Genomic DNA, 21916 nt, shown 5'->3' on the forward strand with positions numbered 1-21916 from the left:
ATGAGTTGGAGACAGGCCCAAGCGCTCCGCGCCGGCCCTCACCCCCAGCCCCTCTCCCAGAGGGAGAGGGGAGATCCCCTTCAAGGCGAGGCCCTTTGGGTAGAGGGTGGGGAAAGGCAAGGTTCTGTTAAGAGACTATACTCAAAGCCTTCCACCAAGGCCCGGCAGGAGGCTTCGATGATGTTGGTGGAAACTCCCACCGTGGTCCAACGGCGGTGGCCGTCGCTAAACTCCACCAGCACCCGCGTCTTGGCCGAGGTGCCGGCCCGCCCGTCCAAGATGCGCACCTTGTAGTCGGCCAGGTGAATGGCCTCCAGTTGCGGGTAAAACTCCAGCAAGGCTTTGCGCAGCGCCCCATCCAAAGCCGCCACCGGCCCATTGCCTTCCGCTGCCGTCACCCGCGTCTGCCCCCGCACCGCAATCTTCACCGCCGCCAAGGACTGCACCTCCGTTGCCTCGCCGCTGGGATCCCAGTCTTTGCTGCTCCAGTCGGAGCGGGTGGTGGCGCTGACATGGAAGCTGAGCACCTCAAACGGATGCGAGCGCTGCCCCAACAGCTCCCGCACCAAGAGCTCAAAGCTGGCCTCAGCGGCCTCAAACTGGTAGCCCTGCAGCTCCAAGGTCTTCAGCCGCTCTAGGATCAAGCGGGCCTGGGGATCCGACTTGTCCAGCCGGATCCCGAACTCGGCCACCTTGCTGAGGATATTGCTCAACCCCGCCTGATCCGAAACGACGATGCGCCGGCAGTTGCCCACCTGCTCCGGAGCAATGTGCTCGTAGGTAAGAGGGTTTTTCTGAACAGCGCTGACATGGATCCCACCCTTGTGGGCAAAGGCGGATCGGCCCACGAAAGGAGCATGGTCGTCCGGGGCCAGGTTGACCACCTCACTGATGGCGCGGGAGATCTCTGTTAGGTGTTGCAGCTTTCCCTCGGGCAGACAGCGGTAGCCTAGCTTGAGTTGTAAGTTGGGGATAACGCTGCACAGGTCGGCATTGCCACAGCGCTCCCCGTAGCCGTTGATGGTGCCCTGCACCATGCGCGCCCCCGACTGTACTGCCGCCAGGGCATTGGCCACAGCAGTGCCAGAGTCGTTGTGGGTGTGGATCCCCAAGGGCAAATGCCCCAGGTGATGGGATTCGGCCAAGACGGCTGCCGTGATGGCGGCGATCTCGTGGGGCAGGGATCCGCCGTTGGTATCGCAGAGAACCAGCCACTCCGCCCCTGCCTCGGCAGCCGCCACGAGGGTTTGCAGGGCGTAGTCGGGGTTGTGGCGGTAGGCGTCGAACCAGTGCTCGGCATCGTAGATCACCCGCCGCCCTTGGGAGCGCAAATAGGCGATGGTGTCGCGGATCATGGCCAGGTTTTCCTGCAGCGTGGTGCCCAGCCCCTCCGTAACATGCAGATCCCAAGACTTGCCAAAAACCGTCACGTAGCGGGTTCCCGCCGCCAAGATGGCCTGCAGCAGGGGGTCATCGGCTGCCCGCCGCCCCGGCTTGCGGGTGGAGCAAAAGGCCACCAGCTCCGCCTGCTCCAGCGGCTCTTCCCGCAGTTGCCAGAAAAATTGTCCATCTTTGGGATTGGCCCCCGGCCAGCCCCCCTCAATAAAGGGGATCCCCAGCCGATCCAGCAGCTTGGCAATCTGCACCTTATCTGGCACCGACAGCGACAGCCCCTCCCGCTGCGCCCCATCCCGCAGCGTGGTGTCGTAGAGGGTGATGGCGACCGGAGAATCTGCTTCAGTCTTCATACCGCATCAACTTTTTGTAAAAGGCGGTGGTGAAATCCGGCGGCTGCCCCCGCTGCACCAGCGCTACCAGGTCGATGAGGTAGTCCACAAACTCGTAGTTGACGATGGAGAGCTGGTAAGTGAGCTCGGCATCCTGATCGAAGACCACCTGCACCACGGTCAGATCTGCGGGCAACAGCGACGTGTGCCAACTGGCCAGGAAACGCACGGGCTTGTCTCCCTCGATGGCCCTCTGTCCTTCCAGGCTGCCTTTTTTGTAAAGGCCCACGGCCAGGGGCAGGTACTGCCGGCGGGCAACCGCGTAATAGGGCTGATAGACGGACACTTCCGACGGGCCGGCGGGTTCGAGCTGCAGAGCCATGGCGTGTCAAGGGAAGAAAACGGTTAAGGACGGCAACAACCCCAACTGCAATCCAGCCTACCGCCTCGACGACTTGCTGGTCTAAGGGTTAGGGGCTCTAGGAGGATCCGGCACCTTACTTTGGGAGAAAAGCGTTGGAAAGTCGAGAAGCTCTGCGGAAGAATAGGAGAAGTAAAGAGGGGATCCCCCCAAGCGACTCCCTCTTCGGCATGTCCTGGACCCATGGACACCAACCAAGACAGGAACATCGCTTCCCCCGCCCCAGCTCTGGCGACGGAGTGGGATCCCGTGCTGCAGCAAAAGTTTGAGCAGCTTGCCCAGATCTTGGCCAAGATGGGGCGGGTCTTGGTGGCCTACTCAGGCGGGGTGGATAGCAGCCTGGTGGCCAAGCTGGCCTGGGATCAGTTGGGGGAGGGGGCCCTGGCCGTCACTGCCGCCTCCCCTGCCCTTTTGCCCGAAGATCTGGAGGAGGCCATCTGGCAAGCCCAATCCATCGGCATCCGCCACCAGATCGTCGAGACCCAGGAGCTGCAGGATCCCCGCTACGCCGCCAACCCCGCTAACCGCTGCTACTTCTGCAAAAGCCACTTGCATGACCTGCTGTGCCGGCTGGCGCAAGCCCAAGGATACGACTACGTGGTGGATGGCCTCAACGCCGACGATCTGGCCGACTACCGGCCGGGAGTGCAGGCAGCTCGAGAGCGGGGCGTGCGTTCCCCCCTGGCGGAGGTGGGGATGAGCAAGCTGGAGGTGCGGCAACTGTCTCGCCATCTGGGCCTGCCCTGGTGGGATAAGCCGGCTCAGCCCTGCCTCAGCTCCCGCTTTCCCTATGGCGAGGCCATCACTGCCGAGAAGCTGCGCCGAGTGGGGGCGGCAGAGCGCTATTTGCGCAGCTTGGGCTGGCACCAGGTGCGGGTGCGCTCCGAGAAAGATACTGCTCGCATCGAACTGCCCCCTCACCAGATCCGAGAGTTTGTGCAAAAAACCGATCTGGAAGCGCTGGTCAGGGCTCTGCAATCCTTCGGCTACCTCTACGTCAGTCTCGATTTGGAGGGCTACCGCAGCGGCAAGCTCAACCGCGCCCTCAACCCGCCCCCGCCGACAACGGGCTGAGCCAGCCCGGGGGCTTGGGCTGAAGTTTTGCGCAGGTTTGGGGGAGTATGAAAGGGTTTTGGTGGCTCTGGCTTTGCTTGGGGGTGTTTGGCCTGGCAACGGCTGCTCCTGCCTCAGCCCAGAAAGACCAGGTGGCAGCCGCTCAGCCTGGGGATACGAGTGCCCCCGATACCCTTGCGGATCGCACGTTACGGCTGCGCTCCGACCGCCAAACCTTCGACCAACGGGCGCAGGTTTTCCAGGCGGAAGGAAATGTGGAGATGCGGCTGGGCCGCTCTGTGCTGCGGGCAGACCGCCTGCGCATCGAGCTGCAACAGCGGCGAGCCGTGGCCGAGGGCAATGTCTCGGTGGAGCTGCATCGGCAGCGCATCCAGGGATCCCGCCTGGAATACGACTTTGAGCGGGAGCAGGGAGTTTTGGAAGAGGCCTTCGGGCAGGTGGATATCGGCCAGTTGCAGGCCGCCGGATCCCCGGCAGCGGCCCTCTCGCCGCAGCGGCTGGTGCGCTTTCGCGCCGTTCGCATCCGCTTCGCTGCCAACAACTGGGAAGGAGAGCAAGTGCAGTTGACCAACGACCCGCTAGATCCGCCAGAGCTGGAGATCCGCAGCCCGCGAGTGACCTCCGCCCTGCAGCCGGATGGTTCCAGCCTGCTGATGGCCGAGGCGGGGCAACTGGTTTTCGACCAGGTCTTTTTTTTGCCCCTGCCCATTCGGCTGCGTCTTGACTCCTTCAACCGTCAGCCTCCGGTCAGCCTTTTTTACGATGACTTCGACCGGGAAGAACTGCGGCGCGGCCTGATCCTGCAAGCCAACATCGAGCTGCTGCAGGATCCCAACCTCAGCTTGGTGCTCTCCCCCCAACTGTATCCGCAGCGCCTCTGGGGGAGCCTCCAAGGGATCCGCGATGGGGTTGGGCTGCGGACGGATTTTCGTTGGCGGCAACCGGAAGCCAATGCCCAAACCTCGCTGTTTGCCGAGCTGCGCGGGATCGTCTTCGAGGAATTTGCTCGGCGCTTGCGGGCGCAGGTCGAACACCGCGTTACCACCGGCGACGGCGGCCAAGTCACCTACACCTATGCTTATCGGGAGCGTTTTTTCAGCGGGCGGCTGGGGTTTCAGATCGTGGAAAATCGCTTCGGTGTCAGCTACAACTCGCCCACCCTCCTTCTCGGCGACACCGGCTTGAATTTCAGCTACCGCATAGCCGCCGACTCCATCGACGCCCTAGGACAACTCGGCGACATCGACACCGATCCCGATCTAGCCCTGGCCAAGACCACCGACCGCATCCAGCTCACCCGACTGCAACTGGGGGCAACCGTGAGCCGCTCCTTTCCCATTTGGCGGCCCCCCAAGACGGCAGCAGATCCCCCACCCCGCTTTTCCGCTTTGCCCATCGAACAGGGAATCTGGCTCAACACCGGCCTCAGCAGCAGCCAGTCGTTCTACTCCAATGGCCGTGCCCAAAGCTATACTGCCGGCAGCATTGGCCTCGACGCGGTAATCGGGGCTTTCGTGGCCGATACCTTCGACTACACCAACCTGAGGGTGACCTACTCCAATGGCTTTTTGGCGGGGGCCTCGCCGTTTTTGTTCGACCGCATCACCACGCGGGAGCAGCTTGTTCTGGGCTTTTTACAGCAACTGTACGGCCCGCTGCGGGTGGGGGCCGAAACCACACTGGATCTCCAATCCGGCCAGCAGGTGGATACCACCTATCGCCTGGGTTACGACCGCCGCACCTATGGATTTAGCTTGCAATACAATCCGGTGCGTCAGTCGGGGGCGCTGGAGCTGCGGGTGGAGGGCCTGAACTGGGATCCCCGCCAGTCCTCGCCGAAGCCGACGACCGGAGCGAGCCTCCACGAGCCGTGATCCCCAAACTCCCAAGGGGACTCAAAATGTAATCTTAACTACTGCTCTGCGGAGATTCTCTGTGAGAAATTGCCTCGCCGCAGGGAGAAATTTCAATCCAAATCCCTCCTGATTTGAAGGGCCATTCTGAAAAATCAAAACGGTAAGATAAAATACAGAAATTACTTTTCCAGGATTCATTTTTGCTGGTTGGGATCGCCGTATCAAAGGCTACTGCAGCGATCCCCAGGCGGTGTTAGGGTAGATAGTAGGCTGAGCAGAGTGGGCTGGTGATCTAATTATGCAAACACTTGATGCGATCCCCGACAAAAAACGAGTAGAGCGAATAACCTGTAGCTACATCAACGCGACCAGCTCCGTTCAGGTGGTTCGCATCACAAATATCGAGAACTGGTACTTTGAGCGGGTGGTCTTCCCAGGGCAGCGGCTGCTGTTTGAGGCAGTGCTGGGAGCCAAACTGGAGATCCACACGGGCATGATGGCCAGCTCCATCCTGACGGATATCATCCCTTGCGAAAAGCTGCGCGTGCGAGAGACGGAGCCGGTGACGGTGGGCGCCTAGATGCCCCGAGGCCAGCGGTGTGGACTAGGTCTCGCGACCTTGCTCCTTTCTCTCCTCTCTTTCCGGGCTAGGGGAAGGTTGGGGTGAGGGGCGAGGCTTGGGCGGCAGTGGGATCTCAAGGAAACGGGCGCTCAACCGCACCGGGCTGATCTCGCGCCGTTGCGGCGGCCACGGGATCCCCAGCCAACGGGCCGTGAGCTCCAGCAGGCTGGGGGGCGGTGTGGGAGTAGGGGTGGGCGTTGGTGGTGGGGTGGGGTACAGATCCAAGCGCGGCGGACGGGGGGTGCTGACCCGAAAAGCATCGGGGGGAGGTTGGGTCAGCGGCACATTGGGATCCCCGCACCCCAGCAGGCCCAGCCCCAGCAGGATGTACAGCGTTGCGGTGCCTCTGCTTCTCATGAACAAGCTGCCGAGCATCGACACCAGACTATCACCGGGATCCCAGGGCTCTGAGCTGGGTTTGCAGATCTGCTTCCAGGGCAGATAGCTCGCGAGCTATGGCTGCGTAGCGGTTGGCAGTCAAGTTTTTGGCGATAAATTGCTCCAGCAGTTGCTGATCCCGGGCAACCATCTGGTTAAAGTACTGCTCTACGGGAACCCGTGGGTCTTCGATCAAGGCTCTGCACATCTGCAAAGCCGTGATCAACTGGGCCCGCACCTGCAAAAAGAGCGACTGGATATACCGCTGCTCGGCCTCGCTCAGTTGGCGAAAATCTCGCCAATACTGGCCCCCCTCCAGCGATTGTTGGAGCTCTTGCACCCAGCGGTTGTACTCTTTTACCTTGCGGGCGAGATCGCTGGCAAACTCCATGATCTTGGGAGGGCTATTTAGGAGGTGGGCCTCCTGCCAGCGCTGGCGAATGCGGCGCAGGCTCTGCTGCAGCTCCAAGCTGGCCCAGAGGAGCCCCAGCAAAACCACCGCCAGCAACACGACGGCCACTGTATACAGTAGCCAATAGCCGGGATCCCGCATCCCCAAAAAGATCACCAGGGCAACCACCAACAGGCAGAGGGCCAGCATAACCCAGAAGCGCAGTTGTTGTTGTTGCAGACGCAGGTACCCTTCCCTCAGGCCAAATGCTTCACAGCAAGCCTCCAGATCCGCATCCATGATCTGGCGAAACTCCTCTAGAGAGATTGGTTCGGCAGTGATCATCGAAGACCCTCGCAACGCAATCTGGGTTGAAGTCCAGGCCGTTAGGATTTGCCCTGCCAATTCCGCGCGGCTTCCGTACTCTCCTCCAGCGGCTCCAGCACCTCGCTGGCTGGAACCACCATCAACCCATAGCCCCCTTCGCGACAAAAATCGACGATCTCCTGAGTATCAAAGCGCTCGGCCAGCGGCTTGGGCAGCCCCTGCTGGGCCAGCCTTTGGGCATATTTTTTCGCCCCAAAGGCGCTCTCAAACGCAATGACAATGTCCTGCCCCCCGATCTGGCGTGTGCAGATCCCCTCTTGGCCATTGGCTTGGTAAAGCAGCACGATGACCTGGGAAGGCAAGTCTTCCGGGCTAGCCCAAGCCAACTCCTTCTCAGCCTGGGATCCGCCGCCGAGCAACACATCCCGCGCCTCGTTGAGCCGTGCCAGTTGCGCCTCCAGCAAGGGCCTTTGCCGTTCGTCCTCCAGCTCCAAGAGGGCGGCACTGAGGGTTTGATATTCTCGAAACCACTTCCTCCGGATCTCCCGTTCGCTGGCATCCGGCGGCAGGTTGAGAACTTGGAGGGCCTCGGCGGTGTCCATCGACAGCCTCTGCTCGGATTGAGAGGAACGTCACTGTCCACAGTCTAGACTAACCGCTCTGGGAGCTTTGAGAGGGGGACTCTTCCAGGGATCCCCGCTCCTTGGCGCTGTCAGCCGGTCGTTGGGTAGGAAGCCGAACTGCTGAGCAATTCCCCTTGCACCACGTTCGAGATGCCGCCAGCGGGGTGGGCAGATATCGGGCTTGGCCAACTGGATAGGCAAATCGGGCAGAGCAGCAAAGGATGGTGTGGCACAGCAAGTGGGGGTTGCCTGCCAGCAGCTACTGCAAGTTGTGAAAGAATCGCCGCTCTCCCCCTGCGTGGGAGCAAGCCGGCAGGGCTGCGGACAACGTCAAGGTTAATTCTCAGTTAAGAAAAAAGCCGTTGCGGGGTGTAATCCCGCTGCATCTATGAGAAGATGGTAAAGCTGTGCTTTTTGTTCGCACGGCTTCGGTAGTCTATCTGGCCAATTAGGGGATAGTATGCTGCACACACTATCTGGCCAATTAGGGGATAGGTCTCTGGCTCTGATCGGGATCCACTGCATCCTAGAGCTTTACGACTGCCCGGCCAAACTTCTGGATGATGTTTCCCTGGTGCAACAGGCCTTGCGGGAGGCAGCAAGACGCTCCAACTCCACCCTCTTGGGCGAGCTTTGCCATCCGTTTGAGCCACAGGGGATCACGGCTCTGGCCCTTTTGGGAGAATCCCATATCTCCATTCACACTTGGCCCGAAGCGGGCTATGCAGCGGTGGATGTGTTCACCTGTGGTCGCCACACGCGGCCCGAAGCAGCCTGTGAATACTTGATCCAGGTGTTTCAAGCGCGGCGGTATTCGCTGCGCAAGCTACCTCGCCGAACCACGGATGCGGCACCCATTGAAGAGATGGCGGATTTTCCCAAAGCGCTAAGCTGTGAAACGGCCGGACGAAGGCGCTGAGATCCCGCCACTTTTTGTCAGGTGTCCTATGAACACCCCAAAGAGCTTCTTCTGGGCGCAGGAGTACTTCACCCCCTGGGACTACACTGCCCGTGCCATCACGCGCATTCTGGCCTACCGAAAAACCCGTTTTCAGGAGATGCTGATCGCCGAGACGGGAGCCTATGGCAAGGGCCTGATGCTGGATGGCCACTGGCAGTCCACCACGGCGGACGAATTCCTGTACCACGAGGCTCTGGTTCATCCGGCCCTGGTGCAGGTCGTCCAGGCGGGTGGGATCCCGCGGCGAGTGTTGATATTGGGTGGTGCGGAAGGGGCGACGCTGCGGGAGGTGCTGCGCTGGCGCTCGGTGGAGCAAGTGGTGATGGTGGATATCGACGGGGAGGTGGTGGAAGCCTGTCGAGAGCATCTGCCGGAAATGCACCAAGGATCCTTTGCGGATCCGCGGGCAGAGGTGGTGATCGCCGACGCCTTGGACTTTCTTGGCCAGACGGAGCCGATCTGGGACGCGATCCTTTCCGATCTGTCGGATCCCGTTGAGGCCGGCCCGGCCTACCGCCTCTTTACCCAGGAGTTTTTCCGCCAGGTTCGCTCCAAGTTGCAGACCGCTGGGGCTTTTGTCATCCAAGCTGGGCCGACGGGTCCAGTGGAGTTGTGGCAGCACACTCGCATCGTTCACACCTTGAAAACGGTGTTTGCTGCTGTGCAGCCCTACGCTATCTACGCCCCCACCTACGGCGGGCCGCTGGGGTTTGCCCTGGCAGCCCAGGATCCCATCTCTTCCAGGCCGGAGCCCGAACAGGTCGACCAGATCCTGGCCCAACACCTGGATCCCGACCGCGGAGCGCTGCGCTTCATCGATGGCATCACCCTCCTGGGACTCTACCAGGTTCCCGCCCACCTGCGCCGTGCCATTGCTGCTGAGACCACCGTCTACACCCTGGCCAACCCTCCTCAGGTCGAGTAATCTGGCGGCCCAATCCGCGATTAAAAGTGGGATCCCAGGGTATTTGTCTTCGGTGCCATAACTTGGTAGATTCGTGAGCAGCCGAATTTTGCTTCCCCGATGAAAGTCCTGGTTATTGGTGGTGACGGATACTGCGGCTGGGCAACGGCCCTACACCTGTCCAACAGGGGCTATGAGGTGGCCATTCTCGATTCCTACGTGCGCCGCCTCTGGGATCTGCAGCTAGGGGTTTCTACCCTGACGCCCATTGCCCAGCTCGAGCAGCGGGTGGATCGCTGGAAGGGGCTGACCGGCAAGGATATTCCCATTTTCGTTTGCGACGTCACCAACTACGAGGCCCTCATTTCTTGCATGCGTCGCTTTGAGCCGGAGGCCATCGTCCACTTTGGCGAGCAGCGCTCTGCTCCCTACTCGATGATTAGCCGCGAACATGCGGTGATGACCCAGGTCAACAACGTGGTGGGCACCCTGAACATCCTCTACGCCATCAAGGAGGAGTTTCCCGACTGCCACCTGGTGAAGCTGGGCACCATGGGCGAGTATGGCACCCCCAACATCGACATCGAGGAGGGGTACATCACCATCGAGCACAACGGCCGCAAGGATACCCTGCCCTATCCCAAACAGCCGGGTTCCATGTATCACCTCTCCAAGGTGCACGACAGCCACAACATCCACTTCGCCTGCCGCGTCTGGGGCCTGCGGGCTACCGACCTCAATCAAGGGGTGGTGTACGGCGTGTTAACAGAAGAAACCGGCATGGATGAGGTGCTGATCAACCGCCTCGACTACGATGGCGTGTTCGGCACGGCCCTGAACCGCTTTTGCGTTCAAGCCGCAGTGGGCCACCCCCTGACGGTGTACGGCAAGGGGGGCCAAACCCGTGGCTTCCTGGATATCCGCGATACGGTGCGCTGTGTGGAGCTGGCCATCGCCAATCCTCCTGAGCCAGGTCAGTTCCGGGTGATGAACCAGTTCACCGAGCAATTTAGCGTGGAGCAACTGGCGCTGATGGTGCAAAAGGCCGGAGCCGCCATGGGCCTGAAGGTGGAAATCAACTACTTGGAAAACCCCCGTGTCGAGCTGGAGGAGCACTACTACAACGCCAAAAATACCAAGCTCCTAGACCTGGGCCTACAACCCCACTACCTATCTGACTCGCTTTTGGACTCGCTGCTCAACTTCGCCCTCAAGTACAAAGACCGCGTGGATGTGCGGCAGATCCTGCCCAAGGTGAAGTGGAAGGGCTAGCTCTCCAGGCAAGCTTGGGCCAGGCTCAGCCAGCCGCGGGCCAGATTCTCCAGGTCATAGCCCCCTTCTAACCCGAAGACGGTCTTGCGGGTCACCTCCTCCAGGCAGAGGTGGGCCATGCGGCCAAAGTCTTCCGGCTCCAGCAGCATACTGGCCAAGGGATCCCCTTTGGCACAGTCAAAGCCGGCGCTCACCAGCAGCAAATCCGGTTGGAAGGCCCGCAAAAACGGCAAGACCTTCTCATCGAGAGCTTTTTTGTAGACCGACCAGTCTGACCTGGCAGGCAGAGGCACGTTGCAGAGGTTGCCGTGGATCCCGGTTTCCTCGGCCAAGCCCGTGCCAGGGTAGAGGGGAAACTGATGGATAGAGGCATAGGCCAGTTGGGGGTGACGCTCCACCACCGCCTGCGTGCCGTTGCCGTGGTGCACATCCCAATCGAAAATGGCTACCCGCCTCACCCCCGGCTGATCCAGGGCCCAGAGGGCGGCAATGGCGGCGTTACTGAAGAGACAAAACCCCATTGCCCGTTCCGGCTCCGCGTGATGCCCCGGCGGGCGACACAGCACCAAAGCAGGCTGAGCCGCGGCCAAAGCCGAGGCCGAAGCAGCAATCCAGGCTCCAACTGCCTGCCGCGCCGCCTCAAAGCTCGCTGGGGAAACGGCGGTATCGGCATCGAGGCGACCCCCTCCTGCCTCAGCCAACTCGGCCACCCGTTGAATGTGCCAGCGCGGGTGTACCCGCTCCAGTTGTGCAAGATCGGCCAAGGGGGGATCCCGCCATTCCAGATGCTCGGCGAAAGAGGCACCGCGCAGCGCCTTGACAATGGCCTGCAGGCGAGCCGGACGCTCGGGGTGAAACGGCCCGGCGTCGTGGCGGAGAAAAGTCTCAGAATAGTAAACGGGCAACATACCAGGGCAAGGTAGCGTTCTTGCAGTCTAGCCTAAGCCCATCTTCCCTCTACCCGTAGAAGGCTTCCGACATGGATCCCGCATAGGGATCAACGCCAAAAGAAGCTTGTTGCAGCTTTTGATTGACCACCTCCCGCACTACCGAGCGGAGCAATTCCAGCTCAGAAGGGTTGAGCTGATCGCGGCTGGGACACTCATCGGCAGCCAGCCACATATAAACAGCAGGAACCCGGTTTAAGATCTGCTGCATCAGCGCTTCCCGCTCCCTGGCATCGTGGAAAACCTGCTGATGGGGGTGCTCAGTACAGAGGACATTTTCCAGTTCTCCCAAAGCCAGGTACTCAACGATATTAACCAACATCTTTTCCATTTGTCCCTCCTAAAAATCCCCGTCGCTCTTAAAACAGGCATTAAACAAAAAGTGCAACTTTCTCCTTTCCTCCTTCGCCGCTCTTTGCCTCGGACTCTTGCCTACAGGCCGGATAGCTGAGCCGGCGGCAGATCCAGTCCACCAGCGGGAAGAGGTTGTGGATTTGTCTGCTAAGATCTCCCCTGCGGCCAATCCTTAGCCCCCTCTATTTGCCCCGTTTGCCCTCCCCTCTGCCGCTGAAAGCAGCCAACAATCAGCAGCCGGAAAATCTCTTCGCTGGTATCCGGTACCAACGAAAAATTATCGGCTTTTTGAGAAGGACAGGGTAGGCCATTTAACAAAGACTATAGAAACTCAACCGCAAGAGGGAAGAAGATCTTACCCAGCTACTCCTCCTCCAATACGCTAACACGTAACTATGTAGGAAGTTATGGGACTATTAAGAAGTTTACACATTTCTTGACGATCGGCTAACACTTTCGTTTGGCAAAGACACCCACTTGAAGAGCTAAGCGGAGCAACTCTTCGCCTGGCTACAAGCTCTGAAAAGCTGCCAAGATCTAAGGATCTAAAACTATGTCTAGCCTGCTATTGGCAAATCGACTCGCTGAGCCTGGATCCAGAAAGATTCCAGGTCGTAATAGTCTCTTTCCTCCTGCATGAACACATGGACGATGAGATCGGCATAGTCGATCAGTATCCAAGAGCCTGACTCTTGACCTTCGATGCGGCGCGGACTCTGTTGCCACTCCTCCCAAACCTTTTCCTCGATTGCTCGGGCAATGGCCCGTACTTGCGTAAGCGAGTAGCCACTGATCAAAAGGAAGTAATCCGCCAACGTGGAAATTTGGGATACATCCAGCAGGACAATGTCGCCGCCTTTTTTTTCTTCTGCTGCGCGAGCTGCGCTCAACGCCATGCGATAGATGGGATCCCTGGCACGGACAGGCATGGACTGTAGCAACTAAAACCCTCCTGAAACGACTGAATTGACTGGAGACACAATCTCCTCCGAACCTTTTTTACCCAAAGGATGCAGCAGAAAATGATTCCGAGTCATGAGTGTGCGTGGATGGATCACCTGATACCGGTTTAGCAGAAATCTCAGGCTGAGATCGCAAACCCCCACCACAGCTTTAGATAAATCTACAAAAGCTAGTCGTCGCAGATGTTCTAGCTCCGGACTGTTGCCGCGGTTGGGTTCCAGAGCATCGGCTACAAAAACCACACAACTGAGCGGATCCATGCCGGGCCGTCCCAGGGTGTGGTTGGCGATGGCTGCCAAGATCTCCGCATCCTGCACCTGAAATCGCTCCCGTGCCAGCAGGGATCCCACCTCGGCATGGAGAAGGTGGGGCTCGGCCCGCTCGATCTCGTCCAACTCCCGCTCCTGAGCGACGCTCTGCAGCAGTTGCTCCGGGGGGAAGGACTTGGCCAAGTCGTGCATCAGCCCTGCCCAAGCAGCTTTTTGCTCATCCAGCCCATAGTGAGCTGCCAGTTGCCGGGCCATCGCCTCTACCCCCAAGATGTGGCGAAGGCGAGGGGGGGGCACCTGCTCCTGGAGCCAGGCCAACACCTCTTCCCGCCGTAAGACCGGGCTAGTCATTTTGCAACTTCAGCACCGCCATAAACGCCTCTTGGGGCACCTCGACGGTTCCCACCGCCTTCATGCGCTTTTTCCCCTCCTTTTGTTTTTCCAACAGCTTGCGCTTGCGGGTCACATCCCCCCCATAGCACTTGGCCAGGACATTTTTGCGCAGGGCAGGAATAGTTTCGCGGGCTATCACCCGAGAGCCAATTGCTGCTTGAATGGGCACCTCAAACTGGTGGCGTGGGATCAGCTCGCGCAGCTTGGCTACCAAAGACCGGCCCACATAAAAGGCTTTGTCCCGATGCACAATGGTGGACAGAGAATCCACCACGTCGCCGTTGATGAGGATGTCCAAGCGCACCAGGTCGTCGGCGCGGTAACCCACCATTTGGTAATCCATACTGGCGTAGCCGCGGGTGCGAGATTTCAGTTGATCGAAAAAGTCGGTGACCACTTCTGCCAGCGGTAGCTCATACACGAGCGTAGTTCGACCCTGCGCCAGGTATTTCATGTCCTTAAAGGTGCCGCGTTTGGTCTCGCACAGCTCCATCACGGTACCGACAAATTCCTCAGGAAGAATCACCTCTACCCTCACAATCGGCTCCTCAATGCTGGTGCGCTCGTTGGGGGGAGGCAGCTTGCTGGGATTGTCTACCCGAATCACAGAGCCATCGTTGAGGGTAACCTGATACACCACCGTCGGAGCGGTGATCACCAAATCCAGGTTGTATTCCCGCTCCAGGCGTTCCTGCACCACCTCCATGTGCAGCAGGCCCAAGAAACCACAGCGGAAGCCAAAGCCCATCGCAGGGGAAACTTCCGGCTCAAAGTAGAGGGCGGCATCGTTGAGCTTCAGTTTTTCCAGAGCTTCTTTGAGTTCGGCGTATTGATCGGAGTTGCTGGGGAAGAGGCCGCAGAAGACCATCGGCTTGGCTTCTTTGTAGCCGGGCAGAGGCTCAGAGGCCTTGCGATGGACAAGTGTGATGGTATCCCCGACACGGGCGTGCTCGACACTTTTAATGGCGGCGGCAATGTAGCCCACTTCCCCAGCATGGAGAGACGCAACGGACTCTTGATGAGGGCGCATCACCCCCAGCTCGGTAATTTCGTATTCCCGACCGGAGGCCATGAAGCAGATCTTATCTCCCGTCTTCACCTCCCCATCCATGATGCGCACATAGACAATCACGCCGCGGTAGGAGTCGTAGTAGCTATCGAAAATTAGGGCCCGCAAGGGATCCGCCACTGTATCCCGCGGCGGGGGCACCCGCTGCACAATGGCCTCTAGGATCTCTGGGATGCCGATGCCCATTTTGGCAGAGGCCAAGATCGCTCCGCTGCAATCGAGGCCGATGACCTGCTCGATCTCGGCGATCACCCGCTCCGGCTCCGCCCCCGGCAGGTCGATTTTGTTAATGACCGGGATGATCTCCAGGTTGTTCTCCAGGGCCAGATAGACGTTGGCCAGGGTCTGCGCCTCCACACCTTGAGAGGCATCCACCACCAGCAGCGCCCCTTCGCAGGCGGCCAGGGAGCGGGAGACTTCGTAGGTAAAGTCCACATGCCCCGGCGTATCGATGAGGTTGAGGACATAGTCTTGGCCGTCTTGGGCGCGGTAGTTCATGCGGGCCGCCTGCAGCTTGATGGTGATGCCCCGCTCCCGTTCCAGTTCCATGTTGTCCAACAGTTGCGGCTTCATCTCGCGGGCTGAAACGGTGCCGGTCGCCTCCAGCAGCCGGTCGGCCAGGGTGGATTTACCGTGGTCGATGTGGGCGATGATGGAAAAGTTGCGAATGCGGGAGACGGGAACGTCGGTCATAAAAACCTGGTTGGGGCAAAGATTTTTTACAATGCTAGCCTCTTTGGCCCTCTGCCTGGGCCAAGGTTGCCCAGAAGTTAAAGTGGCTGGGACAGCTTTTCCCGGCAACGCCGACGATGGCCGGTGTAACAGATGGGTCGCTTGCGTGGCAGCAATTTTACCAAGCAGACTTTCTCTCAAGGCGGAGAAACCCGAAGGACCTCAGGTGGGTTGTGACAACTCCGCCGGGGAGCTGTGGGGCCAGCTCGAGAGTAGAGGGATCAGCCCTACTTATCCAGCTTCTCGATGTAGGGGCGAATGTCGTTGAGGTCGATGTAGCGATCGGTGGCATTGCGCAGCTCGCGGGCGATCATTCCTTCAGTGGAGACGACTGTAATCAAAGTGTTTTTGGAGCGCAACAGCTCAACGGCCCGCTCAAAATCGCCATCGCCGCTAAACAAGATGATCCTGTCGTATTGCCCAACCGTGTTGAACATATCGATGACGATCTCGATATCCAGGTTGGCCTTCTGGGAGTAGCGGCCAGAGTCTTCGTCTCGATACTCTTTAAGGATCTTGGTGCGCACCGTAAAACCCAAGCTGATCAGAGCATCTCGAAAGGCCCTTTGATCGTTGGGATCCTTGATGCCGGTGTACCAAAATGCGTTGACTAGCTCGACGTTGGGCTGTGACCTGACAAAATAATCCAAGACTCGGCGCGGGTCGAAAAACCAGCCATTTTTTTGTTGAGCATAAAACATATTGTTCCCATCGATAAAGATGGAAACCCGCGTGACGGGATGGCGAAACATAAAGATTTTTCTCGGAATAAAGGTGGACTGGTCAGGAAAAGAGGGTGAAAACGAGAGTGTCGATTATCCTAAGGTAAGGGTGGCCACGGCAGGCCAGCGCCTGCTGATACCAATCACCCATCATAGCGAAAACAGGGATCTTTTTCCCTAGCCATTAGCCCAGGCGCCTTTGGAGATCAGGGTGGGTTCCGGCTGCCGCAGGGCATAGCTGGATCCAGGGCGGTCGGCTTGGCTAACGTACAGCTCTGCCAATTGTCGGGCCAGGTTGCGGATGCGCCCAATGTAGAGGGTGCGCTCGGCTACGGCAATGACGCCGCGGGCATCGAGCAGGTTGAAGGTGTGGGAGCACTTGAGCACATAGTCGTAGGCGGGCAGGAGCAGCGACACCGCCAGCCGATCGGGAAGCACCTGTTTTTGCAGCTTCTGCTGTGTGGTTTCGATCAGGCGCTTGGCTTCAGCTTCGTAGAGGCGGAACAGCTCCAGCAGCATCTCGGGATCCGAATACTCGAAGTTGTAGTAGGACTGCTCCACCTCGTTTTGGAAATAGATTTGCCCATAGGTAATCCGGCCTAGGGAAGGGTGCTCACCCCAGCAGAGGTCGAAAACCGAGTCCACCCCCTGTAGGTACATGGCCAGGCGCTCTAGGCCGTAGGTAATCTCCACAGAAACGGGGCGACAATCCAGCCCGCCCACTTGCTGGAAGTAGGTGAATTGGGTTATTTCCATGCCATCTAGCCACACTTCCCAGCCCACACCCCAAGCCCCCAAGGTGGGAGATTCCCAGTCATCTTCCACAAAGCGAATGTCGTGTTCTGCCGGGTCAATGCCCAGGGCCCGCAGGCTCTCCAGGTACACCTCCTGGATGTCGTCGGGGGAGGGCTTGATCAGAACCTGGTACTGAAAGTAGTGCTGCAGACGGTTGGGGTTTTGGCCGTAGCGCCCATCGGTGGGGCGGCGACAGGGTTCGACATAGGCCACTCGCCAGGGATCCGGCCCTAAGGCGCGCAAAAACGTGTGGGGGCTCATGGTGCCGGCGCCTTTTTCCAGGTCGTAGGGTTGCAGGATGAGGCAGCCTTGCTCCCCCCAAAACTGCTGCAGGCGAAAGATCAAGTCCTGAAAGGTGTGGGCTGACATACCAAGGGCTGAGCAGGGATACCTTATCCTACCAATCTCCCCCCCTCAGTCGATCAGCTCTTCTTGATCGGCATCCGCTGGGTCTGAGTGGTTCCACTCGATGGGCGGCATTTGGTCGAAGGCTTGTTTGAGGGCGCTCTCCCACAGTTTGCGCATCTTGGCCAGGTAGGGATCCCTGGTGCGCAGGCGCAGACGGTGGGTGACCTTGAACTGATCCGCTTGCACCATCACCAAATCGATGGGGGGGCCGACGGAGATGTTGGATTTCATGGTGGAGTCAATGGAGAGGAGAGCGCATTTGGCCGCATCTGCTAGCGAGGTTTCGTAGGAGAGGATGCGATCCAGGATGGGTTTGCCGTATTTGGTTTCCCCCATCTGCAAAAAAGGGGTTTCCGGGGTGGCCTGGATGCAGTTGCCCTGGCTGTAGATCAAAAAGAGGGCCGGCTCTTCGCCTCGGATCTGTCCCCCCAGCAACAGGCTGCACTGGGCGTCGATACCGTCCTTTTCCAGCCAGGGTCGGTCTTGCTCCTGGATGTACCGAATTTTGGATCCCAGGTAGCGGGCCACGTCGTAGAGATGGGGGAAGGTGTGGAGATTGGAACTTTCCGGTTGGCGCAGATCCCGCTGCACTTCGGTCAAAACGCCCTGGGTGATGGACAGGTTGCCGGAGGTGCAGATCAAGATCACCCGCTCTTCGGGCACGGAAAAATCGAACAGCTTTTGGTAGGTGGAGACGTAGTCCACCCCGGCGTGGGTGCGGGAATCTGCCGCCATCACCAAGCCAAAGCGGGTGATGATGCCAAGGCAGTAGGTCATGCGAACGATGCGGCTCGGCTCTCTGATTGTAGAGGGATTGTAGAGGCGATTGTAGAGGTTCAGGGGAAAGCAAATCCGATTTTGTGGCGGATTTCCTCCCGCAGGCGGGCGGTGATCGAGGCTTCGTCCAAATCGGCCAAAATCTGGGCTATGGCGGCTTTGGGGCCCTCTGGCCCCCAACTGGCTCCCTGGGCCAGGTAGTGGCGGGCGGACTCGCCGATGGCATAGCAGGAAAACCCGGCCAACACCGCCTGCGTCAGGGCCACGGAACCGTAGGCCCCCAGAGAGAATCCTCCCAGCAAGGTTTTCAGGGATCCCAGGCCCAACAGCGCCACCCACTCGCCGGCGCCCAGGCTGAGCATGCTGAGGACGATCTTCTGCAGCAGTTGTGCGGCTCCCGCGCTGCTCATGGGCCAGCCATAGAGGCGGGACAGGCGCAGGATCAAGGCAATATCCAGGGCCAGCCCTCCCAAGGTATCGAGCAGGGTAACGGGGTTGAGGGCAACCGCCAGCGCTTTGGTGCGGGCGGCTGAGGCGATGAGGTCTTGGGCTTGCTGGGCGCGGCTTTGCAGCTTGCGCTCGATGACCTGTTGGTTGACGCGATCGGCAAACAGGAGGGCATTCAAGGCCAGCAGGGAGCGCCCCTCCCGATGCAGGACTTCCAGGATTTTCAGGCGCAGCTCATCCACCTGCGGGGATCCCACTTCCATCTGGGCAGCAAAGCTCCCATCCGGCCTTTGCACCAGGCGGGGCACGCGAGGGGAGGCCGCCACCATGACGATCTCGTTGGGAGAAAGGAGCTGCCGCACCCGTTCGTTGCGGATCTTGTCGTAGATGGCCTGGCGATCTGCCTCTGGGTACTGGTCGATCTTGTTGAACACCAGCAGCATAGGCTTGCCCGCCTCCCGCAGGGTGGCCAGAGCCTCAAACTCCACCCGCGTCAGATCCCCGCAGACGACAAACAGGATCAAATCCGCCCGCTGCGCCACTTCTCGGGCCAGCCGCGCCCGCTCTTCGCCGTCTACTTCATCCAGGCCGGGAGTGTCGATCAGCTCCAGACGGGATCCCTGCCAATGGGCGACCTGTACCGACTGCACCGAGGAAGGGGGGAGGCGGGATCCCTGCAGGGATGTGCCAGAGAAGGAGGACTGGGGGCGGGTTTCCCAGCTGATGTTCCAAGTTGCCGCTTGCTGGGTACGGGTGATGCCATGGGTGGGCCCCGTCTCAAAGACTGGCTCGCCCAGCAGGGCATTGAGCAGGGAAGACTTGCCTCGCCCCACCAGACCAAAGGCGGCGATGTGGATGACCTCGGTTTCCAGCTTGTCCAAGAGCGCTTGCAAGCTCTCCAACTCCCCTTCTAAGCCCGCGACCTCTTGGGGGCGCAGATCCAGTTGGGCCACCCACTGGCGCAGGCTGCGCTTGGCTTGTTGGTAGTTGAGGTCATCTTGTAGGGTGTTGCGGCGAGCCATAGCCGTAGCGCTCAATAGCGGTAGGAAGCAGCCCTTAAAAGACTCCACTTTGCTCTCGGGATCGGCAGGCTTCCCCACCAGACAGAGAGCTTCTCATCGGACAATACAAGGGACAATACAAGACGATCATAAGAGGAAGGGAAGAGTTAAGCTCAAAGCAAGGCGGCCTCAGCCGCCGGGATCCGCAACTCAAAAATCCGATATCCAAAACTTGGCAAGAGGAGGTTTTCCATGCCCAGGGCTATCTGGAATGGGGTAGTGGTGGCGGAGACAGACCGCTACGAAACCGTGGAAGGCAACATCTATTTTCCGCCGGAATCCCTGCGCTGGGAATACTTCCAGCCCAGCTCCACCCACACCACCTGCCCCTGGAAAGGACAAGCCAGCTACTACACCCTGGTGGTCAACGGCCAGGAGAACAAAGACGCCGCCTGGTACTACCCGGATCCCAAGCCGGCTGCAGCCAACATCCGCGGCTACGTGGCCTTCTGGAAGGGCGTCGAGGTAGAACTCTAGCCGAGCCGAGTTGCCAACTGAGTATGATGGAGAAGAATTGGAGGGGCAATGCGATGCTGACCGATGGCCAGATTCCACGCAGCCCAACCCGCTGGGCAAGCAGGTGGTGTTGGGCCGGCTTGAGCCTCCTGTTGCTCGGTTGTGGCCCGGCAGGGTTTCGCACGCCGCGCCCCACGCTGGCCGGCAGCGGCCTCAACAGTATCTTCCCCGATGGGGAGCCTTCCTTCAGCGGGGATGGTCGCTACCTGGTGTTTTCCTCCGCCCGCGGCGGCAGCCAGGATATTTTTCTCTACGACACGGTGGAACAGCGGCTGGTGGACTTGCCCGGCCTGAATTCCAGCGACGTGGCCGCCACCTCGCCCGACATTAGCGCCGACGGCCGCTACATCGTTTACGTGTCCAATGCGCTGGGCAAATCGGAGATTTTTCTCTACGACCGCCAAACCCGCCGCGTTGAGAATATCAGCAGCCGGGTACCGGGAGATGTGCGCAACCCCACCATCAGCGGCGATGGCCGCTTTATCGCCTTTGAGAGCAACGGTCGCGGCCAGTGGAACATCGAGATCTTCGACCGTGGCCCGGCAGCGGCCACACGGCCCTCTGCCCCCAGCTCTTCTAATGCCGGCAGCAATCCCTAAGGGGATTCAGGAATAGCCAACCTGGACTTGTCGCATGCTCGCTGCCTTCGCCCAACGACTGGAGCCGCTGCACTCCAATGTCTTTGACCAGCTAGACCAGGCCAAGTGGGAGGCGCGCCGGTCGGGCTTGGATGTCATCGACCTTTCTTTGGGCTCCTCAGACCTGCCCCCGCCCCCGGAAGCGCTGGCAGCCATTCAGAGGGCCCTGGCAGATCCCTCCACCTATGGCTACACCCTGTTCCACGATACGGCCGAGTTTCGCGCCGCCTGCGCCCAATGGTATCTCAGGAAGTTCGGCCTGGAGATCGACCCAGAAACTGAGGTGCTGCCGCTGATCGGATCCCAGCAGGGAACGGCTCTCCTACCGCTGGCCCTGCTCAATCCCGGGGATGTTGCTTTGATCACCGACCCGGGCTACCCCTCCCATGGGGGCGGGATCCATCTGGCGGGCGGGATCCCCTACTATCTGCCCCTGCGGGCGGAAAACCGCTTCCTGCCCCAGTGGGATGAGATCCCGGCGGAGATCTGCCGTCGGGCGCGGCTGTTGGTGCTGAGCTATCCCCACAACCCCACCACCGCCACCGTCACCCCAGAGTTTTGGCAGGAGACGCTGCAATTTTGTCAGCAGCACGATATCTTCCTGGCCCATGACTTTCCCTATGTGGACTGGCGTTTCGACGGCCAGGTGGCTCCCTCGGCGCTGCTGGCGGATCCCGGCAAGACCCGCACCATCGAGTTCTTTTCCCTCTCCAAGTCTTACCACATGGGGGGGTTCCGGGTGGCCTATGCCATCGGCAGCCGCGAGCTGATCCGAGCTTTGCGCCTGGTGAAGTCCACCATCGACTTCCACCCCTACCAGGGCATCCTGCGGGGGGCGGCGGCGGCCTTGGCAGCTCCCGACAGCTTTTTGGATCACTGGCGGCAAGTGTACCGCGAGCGACGGGATATAGCTGTGGCGGCTCTGCACCGCATCGGCTGGCCTGTGCCTTTGCCGGAGGCCACCATGTACCTGTGGGCGCCTTTGCCGGAGTTTTATCGCGGCTCTTCTGCCCAGTTTTGTTTGGACTTGGTGAGAGCCACAGGGGTTGCCCTGTCTCCAGGCTCTGGCTTTGGCCCCAGTGGGGAAGGCTATGTCCGCTTTGCTTTGGTGGCAGAGGGATCCCGTCTGGAGGAGGCGGTGGGACGGATCGAGGCGTTTTTGTCCCGGTGCATTTCCTAAATCCCAAACATCAATCCCAAACATCGAGCATCCAGCTCTCGGTTGGTTGTGCTCGCCCACCCTCGGGCAATCTAAGTCAGGATAAGAGT

Annotated in this window: 24 protein-coding genes; 10 read left to right on the forward strand and 14 right to left on the reverse strand. The window is 59.8% G+C overall.

Features of this window, described 5'->3' with window-relative positions:
- Positions 1-80: 80 nt before the first annotated feature.
- Positions 81-1748, reverse strand: coding sequence for a citramalate synthase (gene cimA / locus CYA_RS02655; RefSeq protein WP_011429469.1), 1668 nt, complete (start codon positions 1746-1748; stop codon positions 81-83).
- Positions 1738-2109, reverse strand: coding sequence for a type IV pilus biogenesis protein EbsA (gene ebsA, locus CYA_RS02660; protein WP_011429470.1), 372 nt, complete (start codon positions 2107-2109; stop codon positions 1738-1740). Before ebsA ends, cimA begins: the two co-directional genes overlap by 11 nt.
- Positions 2110-2397: 288 nt before the next feature.
- Between ebsA and larE the strand changes: the two genes are divergently transcribed.
- The 3 genes from larE (at position 2398) to CYA_RS02675 (ending at position 5658) form a co-directional block, all read left to right on the forward strand.
- Positions 2398-3222, forward strand: a complete 825-nt coding sequence (gene larE, locus CYA_RS02665) for an ATP-dependent sacrificial sulfur transferase LarE (protein WP_011429471.1) — start codon at positions 2398-2400, stop codon at positions 3220-3222.
- Between the two features lie 47 nt (positions 3223-3269).
- Positions 3270-5096 (forward strand): DUF3769 domain-containing protein, encoded by a 1827-nt coding sequence (locus tag CYA_RS02670; RefSeq protein ID WP_011429472.1) that lies wholly within the window; start codon positions 3270-3272, stop codon positions 5094-5096.
- 280 nt (positions 5097-5376) lie between these two features.
- The gene (locus tag CYA_RS02675) at positions 5377-5658 is read left to right on the forward strand and encodes a DUF1830 domain-containing protein (protein WP_011429473.1); all 282 of its coding nucleotides are present in this window, start codon (positions 5377-5379) and stop codon (positions 5656-5658) included.
- Between the two features lie 24 nt (positions 5659-5682).
- On the opposite strand, the gene CYA_RS02680 is transcribed toward CYA_RS02675, so the two are convergent.
- The 3 genes from CYA_RS02680 to CYA_RS02690 are packed head-to-tail and all read right to left on the reverse strand — an operon-like array spanning position 5683 to position 7398.
- The gene (locus CYA_RS02680) at positions 5683-6057 is read right to left on the reverse strand and encodes a hypothetical protein (protein ID WP_011429474.1); all 375 of its coding nucleotides are present in this window, start codon (positions 6055-6057) and stop codon (positions 5683-5685) included.
- 31 nt (positions 6058-6088) lie between these two features.
- Positions 6089-6814, reverse strand: a complete 726-nt coding sequence (locus CYA_RS02685; protein ID WP_041438088.1) for a hypothetical protein — start codon at positions 6812-6814, stop codon at positions 6089-6091.
- 41 nt (positions 6815-6855) lie between these two features.
- On the reverse strand, positions 6856-7398 hold the full coding sequence (locus CYA_RS02690) for a DUF3110 domain-containing protein (protein WP_011429476.1): 543 nt from the start codon (positions 7396-7398) through the stop codon (positions 6856-6858).
- A gap of 481 nt (positions 7399-7879) precedes the next feature.
- Here CYA_RS02690 and speD point away from each other — a divergent pair, with 481 nt between their 5' ends.
- From speD to CYA_RS02705, 3 genes are all read left to right on the forward strand, one after another.
- Positions 7880-8338 (forward strand): adenosylmethionine decarboxylase, encoded by a 459-nt coding sequence (gene speD, locus CYA_RS02695; protein ID WP_011429477.1) that lies wholly within the window; start codon positions 7880-7882, stop codon positions 8336-8338.
- A gap of 28 nt (positions 8339-8366) precedes the next feature.
- Positions 8367-9305: a polyamine aminopropyltransferase gene (locus tag CYA_RS02700; protein ID WP_011429478.1), complete on the forward strand. Its 939-nt coding sequence runs from the start codon at positions 8367-8369 to the stop codon at positions 9303-9305.
- A 99-nt stretch (positions 9306-9404) separates the two neighbouring features.
- The gene (locus CYA_RS02705; protein ID WP_011429479.1) at positions 9405-10556 is read left to right on the forward strand and encodes an NAD-dependent epimerase/dehydratase family protein; all 1152 of its coding nucleotides are present in this window, start codon (positions 9405-9407) and stop codon (positions 10554-10556) included.
- Here the strand turns inward: CYA_RS02705 and CYA_RS02710 are convergent.
- From CYA_RS02710 to CYA_RS02735, 6 genes are all read right to left on the reverse strand, one after another.
- Positions 10553-11464, reverse strand: a complete 912-nt coding sequence (locus CYA_RS02710; protein WP_011429480.1) for a histone deacetylase family protein — start codon at positions 11462-11464, stop codon at positions 10553-10555. The two genes, CYA_RS02705 and CYA_RS02710, sit on opposite strands and share 4 nt — an antisense overlap.
- Before the next feature lie 49 nt (positions 11465-11513).
- Complete coding sequence (locus tag CYA_RS02715; RefSeq protein WP_011429481.1) at positions 11514-11834, reverse strand: hypothetical protein; 321 nt, start codon at positions 11832-11834, stop codon at positions 11514-11516.
- Positions 11835-12414: 580 nt separating this feature from the next.
- On the reverse strand, positions 12415-12753 hold the full coding sequence (rsfS, locus tag CYA_RS02720) for a ribosome silencing factor (RefSeq protein ID WP_011429483.1): 339 nt from the start codon (positions 12751-12753) through the stop codon (positions 12415-12417).
- A gap of 45 nt (positions 12754-12798) precedes the next feature.
- Entirely contained in the window at positions 12799-13440 is a 642-nt protein-coding gene (gene yqeK, locus CYA_RS02725; protein ID WP_011429484.1) for a bis(5'-nucleosyl)-tetraphosphatase (symmetrical) YqeK, read from the reverse strand.
- Positions 13433-15244, reverse strand: coding sequence for a translation elongation factor 4 (gene lepA / locus CYA_RS02730; RefSeq protein WP_011429485.1), 1812 nt, complete (start codon positions 15242-15244; stop codon positions 13433-13435). Before lepA ends, yqeK begins: the two co-directional genes overlap by 8 nt.
- A gap of 266 nt (positions 15245-15510) precedes the next feature.
- A complete protein-coding gene (locus tag CYA_RS02735; protein ID WP_346426099.1) occupies positions 15511-15984 on the reverse strand; it encodes an NYN domain-containing protein in 474 nt (157 codons plus the stop codon).
- A gap of 19 nt (positions 15985-16003) precedes the next feature.
- On the opposite strand from CYA_RS02735, the gene CYA_RS15225 reads away from it, so the two are divergent.
- Positions 16004-16186 carry a hypothetical protein gene (locus tag CYA_RS15225; RefSeq protein ID WP_168175270.1) on the forward strand — a complete coding sequence of 61 codons (183 nt, stop codon included), beginning with the start codon at positions 16004-16006 and terminating at the stop codon, positions 16184-16186.
- On the opposite strand, the gene glyQ is transcribed toward CYA_RS15225, so the two are convergent.
- From glyQ to CYA_RS02750, 3 genes are read right to left on the reverse strand one after another with little or no spacing between them, the layout of a single operon-like run.
- On the reverse strand, positions 16183-17169 hold the full coding sequence (gene glyQ, locus CYA_RS02740) for a glycine--tRNA ligase subunit alpha (RefSeq protein WP_011429487.1): 987 nt from the start codon (positions 17167-17169) through the stop codon (positions 16183-16185). The genes CYA_RS15225 and glyQ overlap by 4 nt on opposite strands.
- Positions 17170-17214: 45 nt before the next feature.
- A complete protein-coding gene (locus tag CYA_RS02745) occupies positions 17215-17985 on the reverse strand; it encodes a proteasome-type protease (RefSeq protein ID WP_011429488.1) in 771 nt (256 codons plus the stop codon).
- Between the two features lie 59 nt (positions 17986-18044).
- Positions 18045-19454: a DUF697 domain-containing protein gene (locus CYA_RS02750; RefSeq protein ID WP_011429489.1), complete on the reverse strand. Its 1410-nt coding sequence runs from the start codon at positions 19452-19454 to the stop codon at positions 18045-18047.
- A gap of 231 nt (positions 19455-19685) precedes the next feature.
- Here CYA_RS02750 and CYA_RS02755 point away from each other — a divergent pair, with 231 nt between their 5' ends.
- From CYA_RS02755 to CYA_RS02765, 3 genes are all read left to right on the forward strand, one after another.
- Positions 19686-19970, forward strand: coding sequence for a DUF427 domain-containing protein (locus CYA_RS02755; RefSeq protein ID WP_011429490.1), 285 nt, complete (start codon positions 19686-19688; stop codon positions 19968-19970).
- Between the two features lie 119 nt (positions 19971-20089).
- Complete coding sequence (locus CYA_RS02760) at positions 20090-20608, forward strand: TolB family protein (RefSeq protein WP_041438852.1); 519 nt, start codon at positions 20090-20092, stop codon at positions 20606-20608.
- A gap of 34 nt (positions 20609-20642) precedes the next feature.
- Positions 20643-21827 (forward strand): LL-diaminopimelate aminotransferase, encoded by a 1185-nt coding sequence (locus CYA_RS02765; RefSeq protein WP_011429492.1) that lies wholly within the window; start codon positions 20643-20645, stop codon positions 21825-21827.
- The last annotated feature ends 89 nt before the right edge of the window (positions 21828-21916 follow it).

Origin of the sequence: Synechococcus sp. JA-3-3Ab, assembly GCF_000013205.1 — a bacterium.
Lineage (GTDB): Bacteria > Cyanobacteriota > Cyanobacteriia > Thermostichales > Thermostichaceae > Thermostichus.